We start from the raw sequence: 15,280 nt of genomic DNA on the forward strand, positions 1-15,280 counted from the left end.
GCACTCCGGTGACCTCATGGATGCTGGAAGTAGGATAGGGAAACAAATGTGTTCATCCAGAATCGGTAATCGAGCTGGAAGGGATGGTGAGAAGTTATTAGGCCGTGAGAAATGGTCGGCCTAGGAGAGCGGCAGCGCCTTCGTCAACATTATGGGCGACACATGTGAGTGATGGGGACCGCGACCTGCGACGCCGTGCATGACATCGCGGGCAAGGTGTGGGACCTGTTCCATCTTCTCATATGCAACATCCGCGTGATCGAGGATGACAGGATGATCCTCAGCCCCATCACATCATGCTCAATACACGAGCTTGGCTCCAGGGAGCTTAAGCTGCTGAGGAAGGCGAACGAATGGCAGATATAGCCTGTTTCGTAGTGCGCAACACCACCTCCAGGGCCGAGGAGATGACCGCCCCGGTCAACTTCAAATTGGCCGCCCAGCAGCTGGGCCACCGGATGAAGTACCGGATGAAGTATGTGTACCGCCAGGATATAGATCGCAACCCCCTCCTTCGATGCCCTCTTCATATGTCCCCTCACGGATCCCCTCAACGCCACCTACGTGGCCTCCAGGATGGCGGAGCTTCATGGCATGAAGGTCATCGACGATCCCGATTTCATCATCATCCGCTGCGATAGTATCAACATGTTCATGCATCTTCTCCGTGCCGGCATCAAGATCCCCGAGACCCGGTTCGTCGAGAAGAAGGAGCTGGACAGACGTACGATGGAGAGCCTCTTCGAGGAGCTGGGAACGCCCTTGATCCTGAACGCACCGCACGCCTAGTTCTCCATGCACGTGGACAAAGTGGAAAGCGTGCCAGCTTCCAGGAGACCGCGAAGAAGTACTTCCGCAGGGCGGATAAGATCGTGGTGCAGCGCTTCATTTACTCACGCTTCAACTGGAGGGTGACCACGCTCAACGGCAAAGTGCTCTCCGTCTGCAAGTACGTGATGCCCGGGGACTCCTGAAAGATTCAGCGCAACGACAACGGGTACATTGTCTGGGCTAAGATAGAGGCCGTGGACCCTGATCTGGCGGACCCGAGGCTGCTGGACGTCGGCGTAAAGGCCTCCAGGGTCATTGGGAACGTCCTTTACGGTGTGGACATCAAGGAGGTCGATGGTGAGTATGTCGTCATCGAGGTTAACGACAATCCCAACGTCGATGCCGGGGGCGAGGACGCTCGCAACCCTGAGGTCTACGAGAGGATCGTATGCTATCTGGCCAGTGAGGTTTGATGTGTTCTGGGCATCATCCTTAAGTGATACAAAACCCTAGAGATGCGTGGCGATGAAGCTTAGGCGCCTTGCCCCCTCACCTGTCATTTCCGCTCCGGTAGCTGGTTCCACTTCACATAGGTTCTGGACCACAGCCTTGGTGCTGGCTCTCCTCTTGTTGTTTGCATCGGCCTTGGCGGTGTATCTGGAGAGGGGAGGCTCGTCCGGCGGAACACATGAGGCTTTGAGCGAGGACGAGAGATGGGCGCTGGCCGCGACCTACTCCCCCGTGCTGCGGTTCTCGATAGATGAGAGGACCTTCCCAACTGACGTGGGGTATTTCATCGAGAGGTCCCACCTGATCGACCGTTCGCGTGCGATCATAGCGGAGCACCCCCGCTCTGATGACCTGTCCTTGGCCGGCCTGGGCATGTATCTCGACAACTACTTGGGATCGGGCGATGACCTGGGGGTGATCACCGCATATGAGAATGATATATCGATCGTCCAGTCCACGGTTTACATACGCATCGTGGAAGGGGACGGCAGAGTCGCCTTGCAGTACTGGATGTTCTATGTATTCAACCTCGGGACCTTCAACTCCCACGAGGGGGACTGGGAGATGGTTCAGGTGGTTCTCGACAGGGAAGACCTCTCACTCCATAGCGTGGTCCTGAGCCAGCACCATGGTTACGGGCAGGTTGATTGGGCCAAGGGCGTGGAAGCGGAGAACGGGACACATCCTGTGGTGATCGTCTCCTGCGGTAGCCACGCGAACTATTTCCCCGGCACCATGAACATCCTCGCGGGGGACATTATAGACGGGTCGGGGGAACGGTGGGAGCCCCAAGACTATGTTCTCATCCCCATAGGGGAGGAATGGAGCGGTCACGTTCCTGAGTGGCTCCTATTCCAGGGCCACTGGGGTGAGCCCGGGGGCATATGGGCAGGCATTCTGGGCACGGAAGGGCCTCGTGGCCCCATGTACCGCGAGGACGGGTTGATGTGGGATGCCCTGTCCTGGGGCTCGTGACCGCTCAGCGGTACACGCCGGGGTCATGCCACTTTTGGGGAAGCCGGTCCATCGAGCGCGCGAAGTCCTCGTACCACTTCATCACATCCTTGCTGGACGATGGACGTATGGTCTTCAGGGCGGCATCGAAGTGCTTCATGGTGATCCTGTCAGCGTCACGTGACTCCCTCATGGCCACCATGGCCGCCTCCCGGCAAAGGGCCTCCAGGTCAGCACCAACGTAGCCTTCGGTACGAGCCACCACGTTCTCCAGGTCCACACCCACCAGGGGCATTGTCCTGGTGTTTATCTTTAGAATGCTCCTCCGCGCCTCAGCATCCGGTACCGGGACCAGGGCCAGGCGGTCGAACCTTCCCGGCCTCAGGAGCGCGGGGTCCACTATGTCCGGACGGTTGGTGGCGGCCACCACCGTGACCCGGCCAAGGGACTCGAATCCGTCCATGGACGTGAGCAATTGGTTAACCACCCTCTCGGTGACGTTGGACTCGTTGGACAAGCCTCTCCTCGGAGCGACCGCATCCAGCTCGTCCAGGAACACTATGGCCGGAGCCACCTGCTTGGCCTTCTTGAAGATCTGGCGGATGGCCTTTTCGGACTCGCCCACCCACTTGGACATGATCTCGGGACCTTTGACGTTGATGAAGTTGACCTTGCACTCGTTGGCCACCGCCCTGGCCAGAAGGGTCTTACCAGTACCGGGAGGGCCATACAGCAGCACTCCCCGCCCCGGTTTGATGCCCAGCCGGGTAAAGCACTGAGGGTCCTGCAGGGGAAGCTCGATCATCTCCTTCAGCATCCTCTTCACGTCCTCCAGGCCGCCCACGTCGTCCCAGGTCACGTTAGGTATCTCCACTGACACCTCCCTCATCGCCGAGGGCTCGACCTCCAGGAGCGCCTCCTTGAAATCCTGTTGGGTGACCTTCATCCTCTCCAGCACCACCGGCGGCACGGGCTTGTCAAGCTCGAACTCGGGCACATGGCGCCTGAGGCATTTCATTGCCGCCTCCCTGGCCAGGGACGCCAGGTCCGCCCCCACGTAGCCGTGGGTGCTGTTGGCCAACATGTCCAGGTCCACATCGGAGAGGAGAGGCATCCCTCGAGTGTGGATCTGCAGGATCTCCTTGCGTCCGCTGAGGGTGGGCACCCCGATCTCGATCTCCCGGTCGAAGCGTCCTGGTCTCCGGAGCGCGGGGTCAATGGCGTCCTCGCGGTTGGTGGCCCCTATGACGATGACCTGCCCCCTTCCCCCTAGCCCGTCCATTAAGGTGAGCATCTGGGCAACGACCCTGCGCTCGGTCTCGCCCATGACCTCCTCACGCTTCGGAGCTATGGAATCGATCTCATCGATGAAGATTATGGAGGGGGCGGTCTTCTCCGCCTCCTCGAACTTCTCTCGGAGCTTCTCCTCGCTTTGCCCATAGTACTTGGACATGATCTCCGGACCCTGGATGGAATAGAAGTTGGCACCCGATTCGCTGGCCACGGCCTTGGCGATAAGCGTCTTGCCGGTGCCGGGGGGGCCGTACAGCAGAACGCCCTTGGGGGCGTCGATGCCAAGTCGGTCGAATAGCTCGGGGTGCTTGAGGGGCAGCTCGATGATCTCCCGTACCCGCTTCAGCTCCTCCTCCAGGCCGCCCACGTCATCATAGGTGACCGATGTCGTGGTAACCTCTGCGGCCTCTATAGGCTCGGTCTTAACCACCAGCTCAGTATGCCCGCCGACCACCACAACGCCGGTGGGAGCGGTGCTTATGACCACGAAGGGCAGGAAACCCCCCATGAGGGCTATGTTGGGGATGATCATGGCGTCCCCCTTGACCAGCGGGCGGTTGGTGAGCCCCTTCTTGAACAGCTCCTCCACACCTTGACCGAACCGCACTCTCTTTCCAGGAGGTATCTTGGGTGCCACCACGACCTTGGCCGCGGGCTGGGTGTCGGCCTTCATCACCGCCACCTTCTCCCCGATGCTGACCCCCGCGTTGGAGCGGATCATGCCATCGATGGAGATGATGCCCCTGCCCTCATCCTCGTTCGAGGCCCGGAAGACCTTGGCTGCGGTCCTCCTCTTCCCCACTATCTCAATGAAATCCCCCATGTCGACATTGAGATCCTTCCTCGTTTGGGTGTCTATCCGAGCTCGTCCCAGCCCGACCTCTGATTGGTGCTGAGCGCTCTCCACCTTAAGGGTCACTGATTCTACCAAAACCATCCCCCGCGACCCTGAAATTTCCCCTTTGATATTAATCCTATGTTCATGAAATACACCGGCCGAAAGCGAAAGTCTAATCTTGGTCATACCATTGGCGTGGAGCATGGAAATGGCCCCCGAATGCATACCTTGTCTCCTTAACCGGGTCCTCTATGAGGTCGAACAATGCGATCCGAGCCGTAACGGGGCGGCCATGAGGGACTCCCTGCGAATTTTGAAGGAAGGGTACGTCCCCGGGGCCAACTCCGCAGAGGTGGCCACCCGGGTCCACGAGCGTGCCTATAAGGTCATGGGCTGCGAGGACCCCTACCTCGGCCTAAAGATAAAGAGCCAGGAGGTAGCCCGGGAGCTCTACCCGAGGGCCCAGTGCCTGGTGGAATCCTCCCGCGATCGGCTGGAGGCGGCTACGCTGGCGGCGATCGCCGGGAACGTCATGGACTTCGGCATCGCCGGCCTGGACGATCCCACCGCGCTCAGCAGGCAGTTCGACTCCCTCATCCGCCAGGGGCTAAACGTGAACGACCTGGACAGGATGCGTGCCATCCTATCCAAGGCCCGTAGGGTTCTGTATCTCCTGGACAACTGCGGAGAGGACATCCTGGACACCCTCCTGGTGCAGGAGATAAAGGCCTTCGGTCCGAAGGTCATCGGCGTCGTCAAGGGGGAGGCCATTCTGACCGACGTGACCATGGAGGATGCCCGCCGCTCGGGAACGATGAGAGCATTCGACGAGGTACTGACCACCGGCATGTTCGCTGTGGGTATCGACGTGGACCGCATGGGCGACCGTCTCCGCAGGGAGATGGAGGGGGCGGACCTGATAATATCGAAGGGCATGGCCAACTTCGAGTCCCTGTCCGATTCCCAGTTCGGACCCATAGCATACCTCATGAGGGCCAAGTGCCGCCCCGTGGCCGAGGCCGTGGGGGCGAAACGGGGCGACAACGTCCTCCGAGTGGTGGAAAGGGGTTCGAAGCCCAGTGTCCTCTCGTGACATGTCGGAAGACCTTATAGAGAACGGTGAGGTTCTGACGTAGGGCGCCTGTTCTCAACAATCGCTCTTGCAGGAAAAACGGTTATAATGACCAGTATAATCTGGGGGCGTCATGACCGGTTCACCGCTCACGCTTCGCATGACAACTCCTGAAGTTGCGACCATAGCTTCGAGGTCGATCGCGTGATGGGCGAGATGACCGCGGTGATCCTCGCCGGCGGAGAGGGGACCCGCTTGCGGCCGCTCACCAACACCCGGCCCAAACCTCTGCTTCCGGTTCTGGGGAGACCGTGCCTGGAGTACGTGATACGCGCCCTGGTGGACGCCAACGTGGGCACCGCATATCTGACATGTGGCTACCGCTCCCGGGATATGGTCGACGCTCTGGGCAGCGGCAGGCAGTTCGGCATCGACCTCCGTTTCACATTCGAGGACCACCCTGCAGGAACGGCCGGCGCGGTGAAGCTGTTGCAGAGCAAGCTCAGCGGCACGATTGTGGTGGTCAGCGGGGACGTGCTCGCCGACGTCGACATCCGCTCCCTGGTGGAGTACCATCAGCAGAAGGGAGCCCTGGCTACCATGGCCTTGACCACCGTGGACAGGCCTGAGGAGTTCGGCATCGTGGGGCTTGACGATGATGGCCGTATTGTACGCTTCAAGGAGAAGCCACGGACCGAGGAGGTGTTCTCCAACCTCATTAACGCTGGCATATATGTTCTCGAGGCCAGGGTGCTTGAGGACATCCCGCCGGGGGAGAAGTTCGACTTTTCCAAACAGCTGTTCCCCAAACTCCTGGATCGTTCTGAACGGCTGTACGGCATGCCGCTGACCGGCCTGTGGAAGGACATAGGCAGGCCCCGTGACCTTCTGGAGGCCAACATCAGGATGGCCGCAGGGAAGGGGCAGGAGATCGATGTGGAAGGGGCCTGCACGAGCGGCCCCATCGTAGCCACCCGCTTCCGGGCCTACGGCTGCAGGATCGAGGGCCCGTCCTATGTGGGCGAGGGAGTCTCCATCGGCACAGGGGCCACCCTCTCCTGCTGTGCCATCGGGAACGGCGCGGAGGTAGGAGAGGATGCGATCATCACCGACTCCATGCTCATGGACGGCTGCACCGTGGGGAAAGGGTCGAAGATCGCCGGTTGCGTTATAGGAAAGGATTGCTGCATTGGCGATGACGTTCACCTGACGAATATCCTCATGGGGGACCACGTGCACCTGGACGGACCCATGGAGGTCAGGGACAGGACCTTGGAGTAGGACGACCAATTGAAATATTTAGAGCTGAATGGGCTCGCATGAAGGTGACTCTCGGCAAACACGAGCTGATGCTCTTCGCCTCCGGCGTTCTCTGGGGGACGTCGTTCGTCACCATCAAGATCGCCCTCAACAGCGAGGTCGACCCCGTCTACTTTGCTCTCCTGCGGTTCATAGTGGGTACCGCGGCCATAATGACCATTGTGATCTGGTTGAGACGCTTCGATGCCAAGGTTCTGCTGTACCCACCGATCATCTTCAACTCCTTCCTCAACGCCCTCTCCTTCGCCCTGCAGAACGTGGGCATGGAGTCCACCTCCGCCACCAACTCGGTGCTGTTGATGAACACCAATATCGGAGTGGTGGCCATACTGGCCGCGATCTTCCTGGCGGAAGCTATCACTCCGCGCATCATCCTGGGCATAGCCCTGGGGTTGGTTGGGGTGCTGTTCATCTCCACCGATGGGGACCTCTCCGCGATCTACAGCGGAACCTTCTGGGGCAACCTCCTGGTTCTAACCGCAGGATGGGTATGGGCCTTCTACATCATCATTCAGAAGAAGGTTCTGAATCGGAAGACCGACGTCCTCATGGTCACCGCGGCCATAATGGCCAACACCACGCTGTTCCTCGTGCCCATGACCATGCTGTACACTGCCAGCTATGCCATCCCTACAACGGGATGGATAGCGGTGGTGTACATCGGGTTGGTCTGTACCTTCGGAGCCAATCTCCTGTATAACGCCGGTCTCAAAGGCGTCAAGGCCAGCATATCCTCTGTGATACTGCTCATGGAGGTGGTGTCTGGCATGTTCTTCGCCATACTTATCCTGGGGGAGATGCCTACCATCATTACCGCCATGGGAGGGACACTGGTGCTCATATCCATCCTGATCATCTCCCTCGCCACCAGCGGGCCCATCAGGAGACCGAAGCCTAGCTCTTGAACTTACCCAGCACTTCCTTGGCCCGTTCAGGGACATCGGCCGCTATCGCGATCTCCTCCACGTTAGAGCCCTTATTGCCTAGGATGTACAGCGATTCTATGTTCACGCCGGACTTCGAAAGCAGCTTCGTGACCTTGGCCAGCTCCCCCGGTCGATCGGGCAGGGCCACGATCTCGATCTCTCGTTCGGCGAAATCCATCTTCGCCGCCTTCAAGGCGCTTCTGGCGCTAGCCTCGTCGTCGGTGACCACACGGATCATCGGCCGCGAGGAGCCCAGGTCGGTCGATATGCCTCGAATGTTGACCGCGTTCTTGGACAACACCTCGGCGATCCAGGCAACGTCGCCAGGCTTGTTCTGGACGTAGACCTCGAACTCATGCGTCATTGTCCACATATTCATCGGGCCGGGCTATTATAACTATGCAATAGACATTCACAGTCCTTTGAATCAATAGAGAATGCAAGCCCCCTCGCATCCGCCTCCAGGTCACCGGGCGTAGTACCTCACGGCACACGATTGGACCGCATCGTTCCGGGGTATGACCCCATAGCAGACGTACAGGCCACTATGGGTGAATGAGGCGTTCAGGACGGACTCTATGGCGCTCCCGTCAGAATAGACGATATGATAGGTAAGGTCCCCTGTCCACCAGGGAACGTTGAGGGCAAGCACCTTCTCCAGGTCCCAGGCGAGGACCTCCTCGCTGGTGGAGAGAGGTGGCGGGCCCATGTTCCCGCCCATCACCATCACTGAACCTTGACCGATAGGGATTATGCCCACGGTCCCCAGCCAGCTACCCCGCTCGTACTCGAAGCCGATGGAACGGCCTCCCAGGGCCTCCAGGTCTGACAGCTCGAACGCGTTGTCGGGGGCGACATATCGGAACCCCAGGGCATCGGCAATAGGGGTGGACCTGCTGTTCACGCCGCTGTCGTATGAAAGCTCGGTGAAGTCTAGCCTCATGGTGGTGTTGGGGCTGCTTTCGTTGGACCGGGAGTAAATGAACGGTACAGAGTTCTCCCCTATCCCTATCCAGAGCCCTCCTTTCTCCACCCAGTTCAGGGCCGGGGCGGCGTAGAAGTCCGGGAGGGAGGTCGAGGGCCCACATATGAGCACCGCCTGGGGATCGGAGAACACCTTCGGCAGGCTGTCTGTGCTGATGATGGAGGACACCGTGCTCGCACCACAGAATCGCAGCTCGTTGTTGAGATGGTCAACCAGGGTGTACTGGGACACCTTGACATCGAAGTCCAAGCTCTCGGTGACCAGTACGTAAATATCGCCGTCCCCTGCTCTATTGGTCCCCAGCATAAAAGCCGAATAGCTCTGATCATGGCTAGATGAAGGGATGCGGTAGTCCAGGACCATCTGGCCCGAGCCGACCTCCTCAAAGGAGAGGGCCGGTCTGGGCGGCGGTCCTCCGGAGAGGGCGACGCTGCTGACAGCGAGGACGGCTACCAGAGCTGTCAGCGCCACCACGAGGTTATTGCGCATGTTACCGCCTCCTGAGCAACGTCGTTAGCCTCTTCACCGGGTCCAACCTCTCAGGGAGCAGGGCTAACATCAAGGCCCCGACCCCTATGACCGTGGGGATGATGCGAGCACCCTCTGCGCTAATGCCCCCGGATCCAGTGTAATAATCCACGACCACCTGGTTGATCAGATCCGTTGGCACCGCCCCCGTGTAAACGGAAAGTGGGTAGAGAAATGCCATGTAGGATTGGAGGGCTATCCAGAAGACCACTCCTACCACCGAAAGGGCGAACACTATGTGCTCGAAGCGGTGTTGATAGACGGAACATAGCAGGAGGAACGGAAGGGCCCACAGCAGATAATGAGCATGAGTCACTGGCTGGAACAGCAATAGCACCAAGAATACCGACATCGAGCCGAATATCATCTGTTCCTCGTGCCGTTCGTGGGACGACCTCAACATGATGAAGACCCGGAGAAGTATGAGGAAAAGTATCAGGAACATCAGGTAGCTGGTGACTGTATTCACAAGAGCGAACTCGTCCTGGGGAAGGGTGGAGCTCTCGTTCAAGAGCACGTTCCCGGTGCGAAGCAGGCCCCAGATATTGATGCCTCCCATGTCGTTGTTGCTCATGCGGCCGTTGATGAAGACCATCAGGGAAGGGTTCAGGAAAATGGAGATGACAATGCTTGATGCTCCACCGATAGCGCCAATCATGAACAGGATGGGGCTCTTCAGCCGGTCCCTGAGGTCATCTCGTGATGCGAGGTTGATGATCAGTTGACCGACAAGGTAGGCGAAGCAGAATAGACCCAGGTAGAGCGGGTAGAGCTTGATCGCAACTCCAAGGCCCACGGCGAGGCCTGCACTTAGATACCTGTGGCTATACATGGCGTAGAGGGCCAGCAGGGTCAGGAAGACAGCCAGAACATCGAAGTTACCGTAGATCGAAGACACGAAGATTACAAACGGGTTGAGGAACCAGAGTATGAACACCCGCCTTCCACTTTCCTCGTCCCTTATTTTCCGAACGAACTGGTACAGAATGACCGCGCAGAGATAGTCGGCCAGGATGAGGGGGAGTTTGTAGGTGAGGTTGAAACCGGGGGAAGTGACCGCGGGCACCACCATGTTGGTGACCCGTCCCACCTCCACCATGGAAGGAACGAACGTTACCCACTGGGTGGGGTCAGAGAACAATGACAATATGATGCTGAAGGGATACTCGATGAAGTTGAAGGCGGGGGGGTAGGAATATACCATGTGGCCATAGGGCCCCAGTCCGGCCAGTTGATCGACGATTCCCTGATAGAAGGGATAGGTGTCGTAGGTCCAACTGGTCCAGGGAGCCACAGCGATTCTGATGGCGAAACCTGCGATGATGACCCAGAGGAGCTTGCGATCTGGGTAGAGAACATCCTTGATCCTGAGTAGCAAGTTACCTGACATGCTCAGCTCGCTTCCTGGCCGGCCCCCCTCCATATTCTAGCATAGTAGATATATGAAACGGCCCGCCGTGCCGGGCAAGCCTCAGGCAGAGATGAAAACCGCGGCGACGAGGAGCAGGACGAACATGCTTAACAGCATTACCTGGCCAGACCTTTTAAGGATGAACGTATTTGCCAGGGCCGCTGCCATCTTCCCCAGGACACCGCACTGGCGAAGGATCGAGGTTATGACGAGGGGGCTCAGTTTGGAGGCGCCATCCCTACGGTTGCCGAACTGGTATTCGACCTCCTTGACCGTACAATCCTTCGGGACGAACTTTAGGAGGTCGAACAGAACCTTATAGCCCTTACTTTCGAAAGACTTCCCATGCTTCTCGATGATCTCCTGGGAGCTTTTCGTATGGCTTCCGAACAGCCCGCTCATGATGTCCTGAGGGTGCGGTTGCCGGTGAAGCCGTAGGTAGAGATGTGCCATTGTTTGGGCGGCATCCGAGGAGACCCTTCTCGAACCTTTTAGAGCCTGCTTGTGATGCCTCTTCCCTATGACCATCCCCGCCCCTCTATCGAGCTCCAACATCATGTCCTTCAATACCTCGGGAGGATGCTGGAAATCAGCGTCCATGACCAGGTAGAAGGGCGTTGTGGTGATGAGTATGCCATCGACCACGCTCGCAGTGAGGCCCCTAACCCTTCCATCACGCACCACGATCCTGACGTGTGGATCTCTACTGGCGATATCCTCCACCGCCTGTACGGTGCCATCCTTGGAACCATCGTCCATGACGAGGATGTTCATACCAGAGTATAGCTCAGAGAGGCGACCTATCATCTGACCTATGTTCTTTACTTCTTCGTAGGTTGGGATGATAGTAGTAAAAAGTTCATTAGCTGTCGACATCACCACGTTCTCTGCCGCCCGTAAATCCTCTAGCGGTTGTCGTTATATATCCTTTTCGACAATATCGCCCCCGCTCCTTGTCTGGGAGGGAACAAAGACAACGCCTGGATGACCGTGCTCAGATGATGTTTTAATCCCTTTTTCCAATCATATCCGCTAAGCTGGCCCTATATATCAGAGGATAAGGACACACCGAACAAGGGTTTTCGATGAAAGCCTCTGCCATTTGACCGAAAGTCCTATAATAACAACCCCATTTCTCTTCCAGATGGCTCATCCCATATGCCCGTCATCCGCAGCAATATTTCCTGTCCATATTGTGCAGAGGGAGGAGGCGGTCTCCAGTGAGGGGGAAAAGGACCGAAATTCTGAGGAAAACGCCGTGCCCGGATATGGTGGGCCGGCCCTCCCGTGGGGGTCCATTGTAGCAAGAAAAGGCTGCATCAAGGGGTGCGGGGCTCCATGAGGGTTGCGGTCCTGTGCAGAAGGCTGGATGGAAAACCGAGGAACGGGTTCGAGAGGTATGCGCACAATCTCGTTGCTGGTCTCAAGGGGGCGGAGGTCGATCCCCTGCTGCCCAACCAGGACGTTCGCCTGCCCATCATGCCCTCGGGGTCCTTGATATCGCCTCCATATTTTGATATCGTACACCCTTTGATACGGATACTGAAAGGCCAGCTCCGGGCTGACGTCTTCCACGCGGTGACCGATTCCCAGGCCATTATGTTCCCCTGGCTCAAGGGGAAGAAGATAGTGACCATGCATCATGTGGACAAGACCCCTGCTGATTCTCTGTCCGAGGCCGTCTTCAGGGCCTTCTACGGACTCGGCACCAGGATCGCTCTTCGTCAAGCGGACAAGATCATCTGCATCTCCTCCCAGACCGAGCGGGAGGTTAAGGAAGCCTACGGGGTCGCCGCCGATCGAATAGTGACGATCCCTCAGGCCCTAGCTCCCAGCTTCCGGCCACTTCCAGCTGTGGTCAAGGAAGGAACCATAGGGTACATTGGCGCTTTGAAGAAGAGGAAGAACGTGGAGTTCCTGATAAGGGCATACGCCCTCTATGTCAGGAAAGATATCGTCTCCCCGTTGAAGCTCGTTATCTGTGGAGAGGGAACTGACCGTCCCTTCCTGGAGAACCTCTGTACGGAATTGGGGGTCTCCGATCGGGTCGAGTTCAGGGGTGAGGTCAGGGAGGATGACCTGGTGGCAACGTACAACTCCTTCTCCCTCTTCGTTCTCCCCAGCCATCAAGAGGGATTCGGGTTTCCCATCATCGAAGCGCAGGCATGCGCGGTGCCCGTCCTGACCGTAAAAGGGGCTCTGATACCTGATGAGGTCTCCATGACCACCGTCAAGTGCAGCGACGAGAAGGATATGGCCGATAAGATGGAGATGATATTGTCTGATCCAGACCTACGAGAGAGGGTGATCGCCGATGGTCTGCGTCATGCCACTTCCTTCTCAGTGGAAGAGCTCGGCGCCCGAACCAAGGCCGTCTACAGATCGGTCTATGGGGACTGAAGGTCCTTGTCGGGGAGCTTCTTTTGAGCGCTGGCCTTGGGTATCCTATCACTGGACTTGTTCAGACGGTGGCGCAGGAAAATATCCATGGTCTCCGAGAAGATGCTCTTCACAGATCGGAAGCCTATGCGTCCTCCGAGGGGTCTGCTGAAGTTTAGCTCGATAGGGGCCTCGACTATCTTGAAGCCATCCGCATCGGCGTTCACTAGCAGTTCGAGGTCGAAGGCGTAGCGGTCCACCTTGCTCTTATACATCTCCTTGATGAGGACCTCTCGCTTGGCCAGTTTGAAGCCTGGCTGGGTGTCCGTGAGCTTCAGGCCGAACAGGGCCCGGACCATTATGTGATAACCGTAGCTGAGGAGCCTCCGCTTCGGAGGGTAGTCCACTTTGGAATATGGATGACGCTTGGAACCGATCACCATATCGGCCCCAGTGCGCTCCATGGTTTTTATGAAAGTCGCGGCATGCCGGGGGTGGATCTCCAGGTCCGCGTCCATGAAAATAATGAGGTCTCCTCTCGCCTTCAGCGTCCCCACCCTTAGAGCATTGCCCTTTCCGGCATTCTTACCGTAGGTTACTGGGACCACCTCAGGATGGACCATCGCCAGCCTGTTAAGTTCCTTCAAGGTGTTGTCACTGGAACCATCATTGACGGCGATGATCTCGAAAGGCTTTTTAAGCTCTCCCAGGGACCTCAGGCACTCCTGAAGGTTCCTGTAGATGCGCTCACCCTCGTTGTAGCAGGGGATGATGACGGAGATGAGGTAAATTTCATTAGAAAGGTAACGTCCCCTTTCGGAGACATCGACTGCGTCAATATCGTTCAAAGGCTGATTGGCATCTTCGGAGGGAGCAGGAAATTCCGCTCTCCCTTCGAGGGCTTCAATATCATCTTCTACGATCATGTACGAGGCGTCCGAATTGGCAAATGCGTTTGAAGGGTATCAATGGAGAAGCCCATTTATAATTTGCGGCTGCAAGGTACGATTTGTGGATATCATCTAAAAGGGTCGGACGGTTAGGCTCATTTCAGCAGGGCCTCGAACTCCTGGGAGCTTTTATCCCAACTGAACCTCCGAGACCACTCTAGGGCGTTCTCGCTGAGCTTTGTCCTCATGTCCCCTTCGGAAAGCAGCATATGAAGGCCTTTTGCCATTGATGTGGGGTCCGGTTCTACCAGTATGCCATTGTATCCATCTTTTATCGAATCCCTCAGGCCAGGTATGTTATAGCCTACTGCGGGGGTCCCCAGGGCGTTGGAGTCGGTCACCACCTGTCCCCATCCCTCCCTCACGCCCGGGACCGCTATGGTCCAAGACCTGGCCACCAGCTCGTCCCGGACCGCCTTGTCGACATATCCTCTAAATTCCACGTCTGGATACTTCTCACGCATTCCTTCCAGTAGGTATCCATCACCCACGACTGTTAATCTCAGTGATGGATGAGTGTCCTTAAGGATGCCATATGCCTCCGCCACATCCTGTGGCCGCTTGGCCTTCTTCAAACGACCTACGAATATGATGGAAGGCTCCGATGTCTTCGTAGGGACCGCGTTCAAGGTGTCCACGTTGAGGCCGTTCGGGACCACGTGAACGTCCTTGAAACCAAGTCCCAGGAGCTCGTTCTTCGTGGAATCTGACACAGTGATGGTCATCGTATCTCGATACTTCTTCAGCCAGTGATGTTCGAAGTAGTGATAACCTGCCCATGCTACAGGATATGGCATCTCATAGTACCAGAACTCCCTGGCGAGCTGATGAATGAGGGTCACTACCTTCTCGCCCCGCCGTACGTACCGGGGCGTCATGAAGGGGACGGTGTTGATCTCGTCGATTATCACATCGTAACGTTCGGGATCGGTCTCATAGAAACGCTTGGCGCGGCGATATACAGAAAACCTATCTCCCTGACGCACCACCCTTATGCCGTCGATCTCCTCTTCGTTCAGCGCCCCGGGGTATCCGCTGGTGAACAACGTGGCCTCGTGACCCTTGGCGCAAAGGCGTTTCAAGATCTGGTGAGTATACCACTCCGCTCCTCCGCCGGCCGGGTTCCGGATGTCACGCCAATTAAAGCAAAGTATGCGAATGTGCGCTCACCGGAAAGGGGATTGGGTCGATGGTCTTATCTCTTTTGGTAGCTAAAGGAGCTGCCAGCAAGCTCTAAAGGTCCGAAGCATATATTATAAATACAAATCGCTTTGTCGGTTCGACCAGGCCTAATCAGACTCTTCTGGCTATAAACCATGCAGGGGATAGGTCAGGGCTTTCAG

At 57.4% G+C, this 15,280-nt stretch carries 15 protein-coding genes; 8 read left to right on the forward strand and 7 right to left on the reverse strand.

The window, feature by feature from the left end; translation table 11 throughout:
• Positions 1-171 precede the first annotated feature (171 nt).
• The 4 genes from GXX95_08765 to GXX95_08780 all read left to right on the forward strand — a co-directional run bounded on the left by GXX95_08765 (position 172) and on the right by GXX95_08780 (position 2,256).
• A complete protein-coding gene (locus tag GXX95_08765; GenBank protein ID NLT38232.1) occupies positions 172-366 on the forward strand; it encodes a hypothetical protein in 195 nt (64 codons plus the stop codon).
• Between the two features lie 210 nt (positions 367-576).
• Positions 577-789, forward strand: coding sequence for a hypothetical protein (locus tag GXX95_08770; GenBank protein NLT38233.1), 213 nt, complete (start codon positions 577-579; stop codon positions 787-789).
• A 236-nt stretch (positions 790-1,025) separates the two neighbouring features.
• On the forward strand, positions 1,026-1,244 hold the full coding sequence (locus GXX95_08775; GenBank protein NLT38234.1) for a hypothetical protein: 219 nt from the start codon (positions 1,026-1,028) through the stop codon (positions 1,242-1,244).
• Positions 1,245-1,296: 52 nt separating this feature from the next.
• Positions 1,297-2,256, forward strand: coding sequence for a hypothetical protein (locus GXX95_08780; protein ID NLT38235.1), 960 nt, complete (start codon positions 1,297-1,299; stop codon positions 2,254-2,256).
• 4 nt (positions 2,257-2,260) lie between these two features.
• On the opposite strand, the gene GXX95_08785 is transcribed toward GXX95_08780, so the two are convergent.
• Complete coding sequence (locus GXX95_08785; GenBank protein ID NLT38236.1) at positions 2,261-4,459, reverse strand: CDC48 family AAA ATPase; 2,199 nt, start codon at positions 4,457-4,459, stop codon at positions 2,261-2,263.
• Between the two features lie 109 nt (positions 4,460-4,568).
• Here GXX95_08785 and GXX95_08790 point away from each other — a divergent pair, with 109 nt between their 5' ends.
• From GXX95_08790 to GXX95_08800, 3 genes are all read left to right on the forward strand, one after another.
• Positions 4,569-5,459, forward strand: coding sequence for a DUF89 family protein (locus GXX95_08790; GenBank protein ID NLT38237.1), 891 nt, complete (start codon positions 4,569-4,571; stop codon positions 5,457-5,459).
• Between the two features lie 186 nt (positions 5,460-5,645).
• Positions 5,646-6,719, forward strand: coding sequence for an NDP-sugar synthase (locus tag GXX95_08795; GenBank protein NLT38238.1), 1,074 nt, complete (start codon positions 5,646-5,648; stop codon positions 6,717-6,719).
• Positions 6,720-6,757: 38 nt separating this feature from the next.
• On the forward strand, positions 6,758-7,663 hold the full coding sequence (locus tag GXX95_08800; protein ID NLT38239.1) for an EamA family transporter: 906 nt from the start codon (positions 6,758-6,760) through the stop codon (positions 7,661-7,663).
• On the opposite strand, the gene GXX95_08805 is transcribed toward GXX95_08800, so the two are convergent.
• The 4 genes from GXX95_08805 to GXX95_08820 form a co-directional block, all read right to left on the reverse strand.
• The gene (locus GXX95_08805; GenBank protein ID NLT38240.1) at positions 7,653-8,048 is read right to left on the reverse strand and encodes an ACT domain-containing protein; all 396 of its coding nucleotides are present in this window, start codon (positions 8,046-8,048) and stop codon (positions 7,653-7,655) included. The two genes, GXX95_08800 and GXX95_08805, sit on opposite strands and share 11 nt — an antisense overlap.
• 102 nt (positions 8,049-8,150) lie before the next feature.
• Complete coding sequence (locus GXX95_08810; protein ID NLT38241.1) at positions 8,151-9,158, reverse strand: hypothetical protein; 1,008 nt, start codon at positions 9,156-9,158, stop codon at positions 8,151-8,153.
• A gap of 1 nt (position 9,159) precedes the next feature.
• The gene (locus tag GXX95_08815) at positions 9,160-10,587 is read right to left on the reverse strand and encodes a DUF2029 domain-containing protein (GenBank protein NLT38242.1); all 1,428 of its coding nucleotides are present in this window, start codon (positions 10,585-10,587) and stop codon (positions 9,160-9,162) included.
• 81 nt (positions 10,588-10,668) lie between these two features.
• On the reverse strand, positions 10,669-11,484 hold the full coding sequence (locus tag GXX95_08820) for a glycosyltransferase (GenBank protein ID NLT38243.1): 816 nt from the start codon (positions 11,482-11,484) through the stop codon (positions 10,669-10,671).
• A gap of 462 nt (positions 11,485-11,946) precedes the next feature.
• Here GXX95_08820 and GXX95_08825 point away from each other — a divergent pair, with 462 nt between their 5' ends.
• Positions 11,947-13,008 carry a glycosyltransferase family 4 protein gene (locus tag GXX95_08825; GenBank protein NLT38244.1) on the forward strand — a complete coding sequence of 354 codons (1,062 nt, stop codon included), beginning with the start codon at positions 11,947-11,949 and terminating at the stop codon, positions 13,006-13,008.
• Here the strand turns inward: GXX95_08825 and GXX95_08830 are convergent.
• Together GXX95_08830 and GXX95_08835 are read right to left on the reverse strand one after the other, a co-directional pair.
• Entirely contained in the window at positions 12,996-13,835 is an 840-nt protein-coding gene (locus GXX95_08830; GenBank protein NLT38245.1) for a glycosyltransferase, read from the reverse strand. The two genes, GXX95_08825 and GXX95_08830, sit on opposite strands and share 13 nt — an antisense overlap.
• Positions 13,836-14,032: 197 nt before the next feature.
• Complete coding sequence (locus GXX95_08835) at positions 14,033-15,097, reverse strand: glycosyltransferase family 4 protein (GenBank protein ID NLT38246.1); 1,065 nt, start codon at positions 15,095-15,097, stop codon at positions 14,033-14,035.
• Between the last annotated feature and the right edge of the window lie 183 nt (positions 15,098-15,280).

The sequence above is a fragment of the Methanomassiliicoccus sp. genome (genome assembly GCA_012719175.1).
Classification (GTDB): domain Archaea; phylum Thermoplasmatota; class Thermoplasmata; order Methanomassiliicoccales; family Methanomassiliicoccaceae; genus UBA6.

Bases quoted from the DNA above. Each gene is read 5' to 3' on its own strand.
- GXX95_08805 (NLT38240.1), bottom strand. From the start codon at position 8,048: ATGACGCATGAGTTCGAGGTCTACGTCCAGAACAAGCCTGGCGACGTT.
- GXX95_08810 (NLT38241.1), bottom strand. From the start codon at position 9,158: ATGCGCAATAACCTCGTGGTGGCGCTGACAGCTCTGGTAGCCGTCCTC.
- GXX95_08765 (NLT38232.1), top strand. From the start codon at position 172: ATGGGGACCGCGACCTGCGACGCCGTGCATGACATCGCGGGCAAGGTG.
- GXX95_08780 (NLT38235.1), top strand. From the start codon at position 1,297: ATGAAGCTTAGGCGCCTTGCCCCCTCACCTGTCATTTCCGCTCCGGTA.
- GXX95_08815 (NLT38242.1), bottom strand. From the start codon at position 10,587: ATGTCAGGTAACTTGCTACTCAGGATCAAGGATGTTCTCTACCCAGAT.
- GXX95_08795 (NLT38238.1), top strand. From the start codon at position 5,646: ATGGGCGAGATGACCGCGGTGATCCTCGCCGGCGGAGAGGGGACCCGC.
- GXX95_08770 (NLT38233.1), top strand. From the start codon at position 577: ATGGCGGAGCTTCATGGCATGAAGGTCATCGACGATCCCGATTTCATC.
- GXX95_08790 (NLT38237.1), top strand. From the start codon at position 4,569: ATGGAAATGGCCCCCGAATGCATACCTTGTCTCCTTAACCGGGTCCTC.
- GXX95_08825 (NLT38244.1), top strand. From the start codon at position 11,947: ATGAGGGTTGCGGTCCTGTGCAGAAGGCTGGATGGAAAACCGAGGAAC.
- GXX95_08820 (NLT38243.1), bottom strand. From the start codon at position 11,484: ATGTCGACAGCTAATGAACTTTTTACTACTATCATCCCAACCTACGAA.
- GXX95_08800 (NLT38239.1), top strand. From the start codon at position 6,758: ATGAAGGTGACTCTCGGCAAACACGAGCTGATGCTCTTCGCCTCCGGC.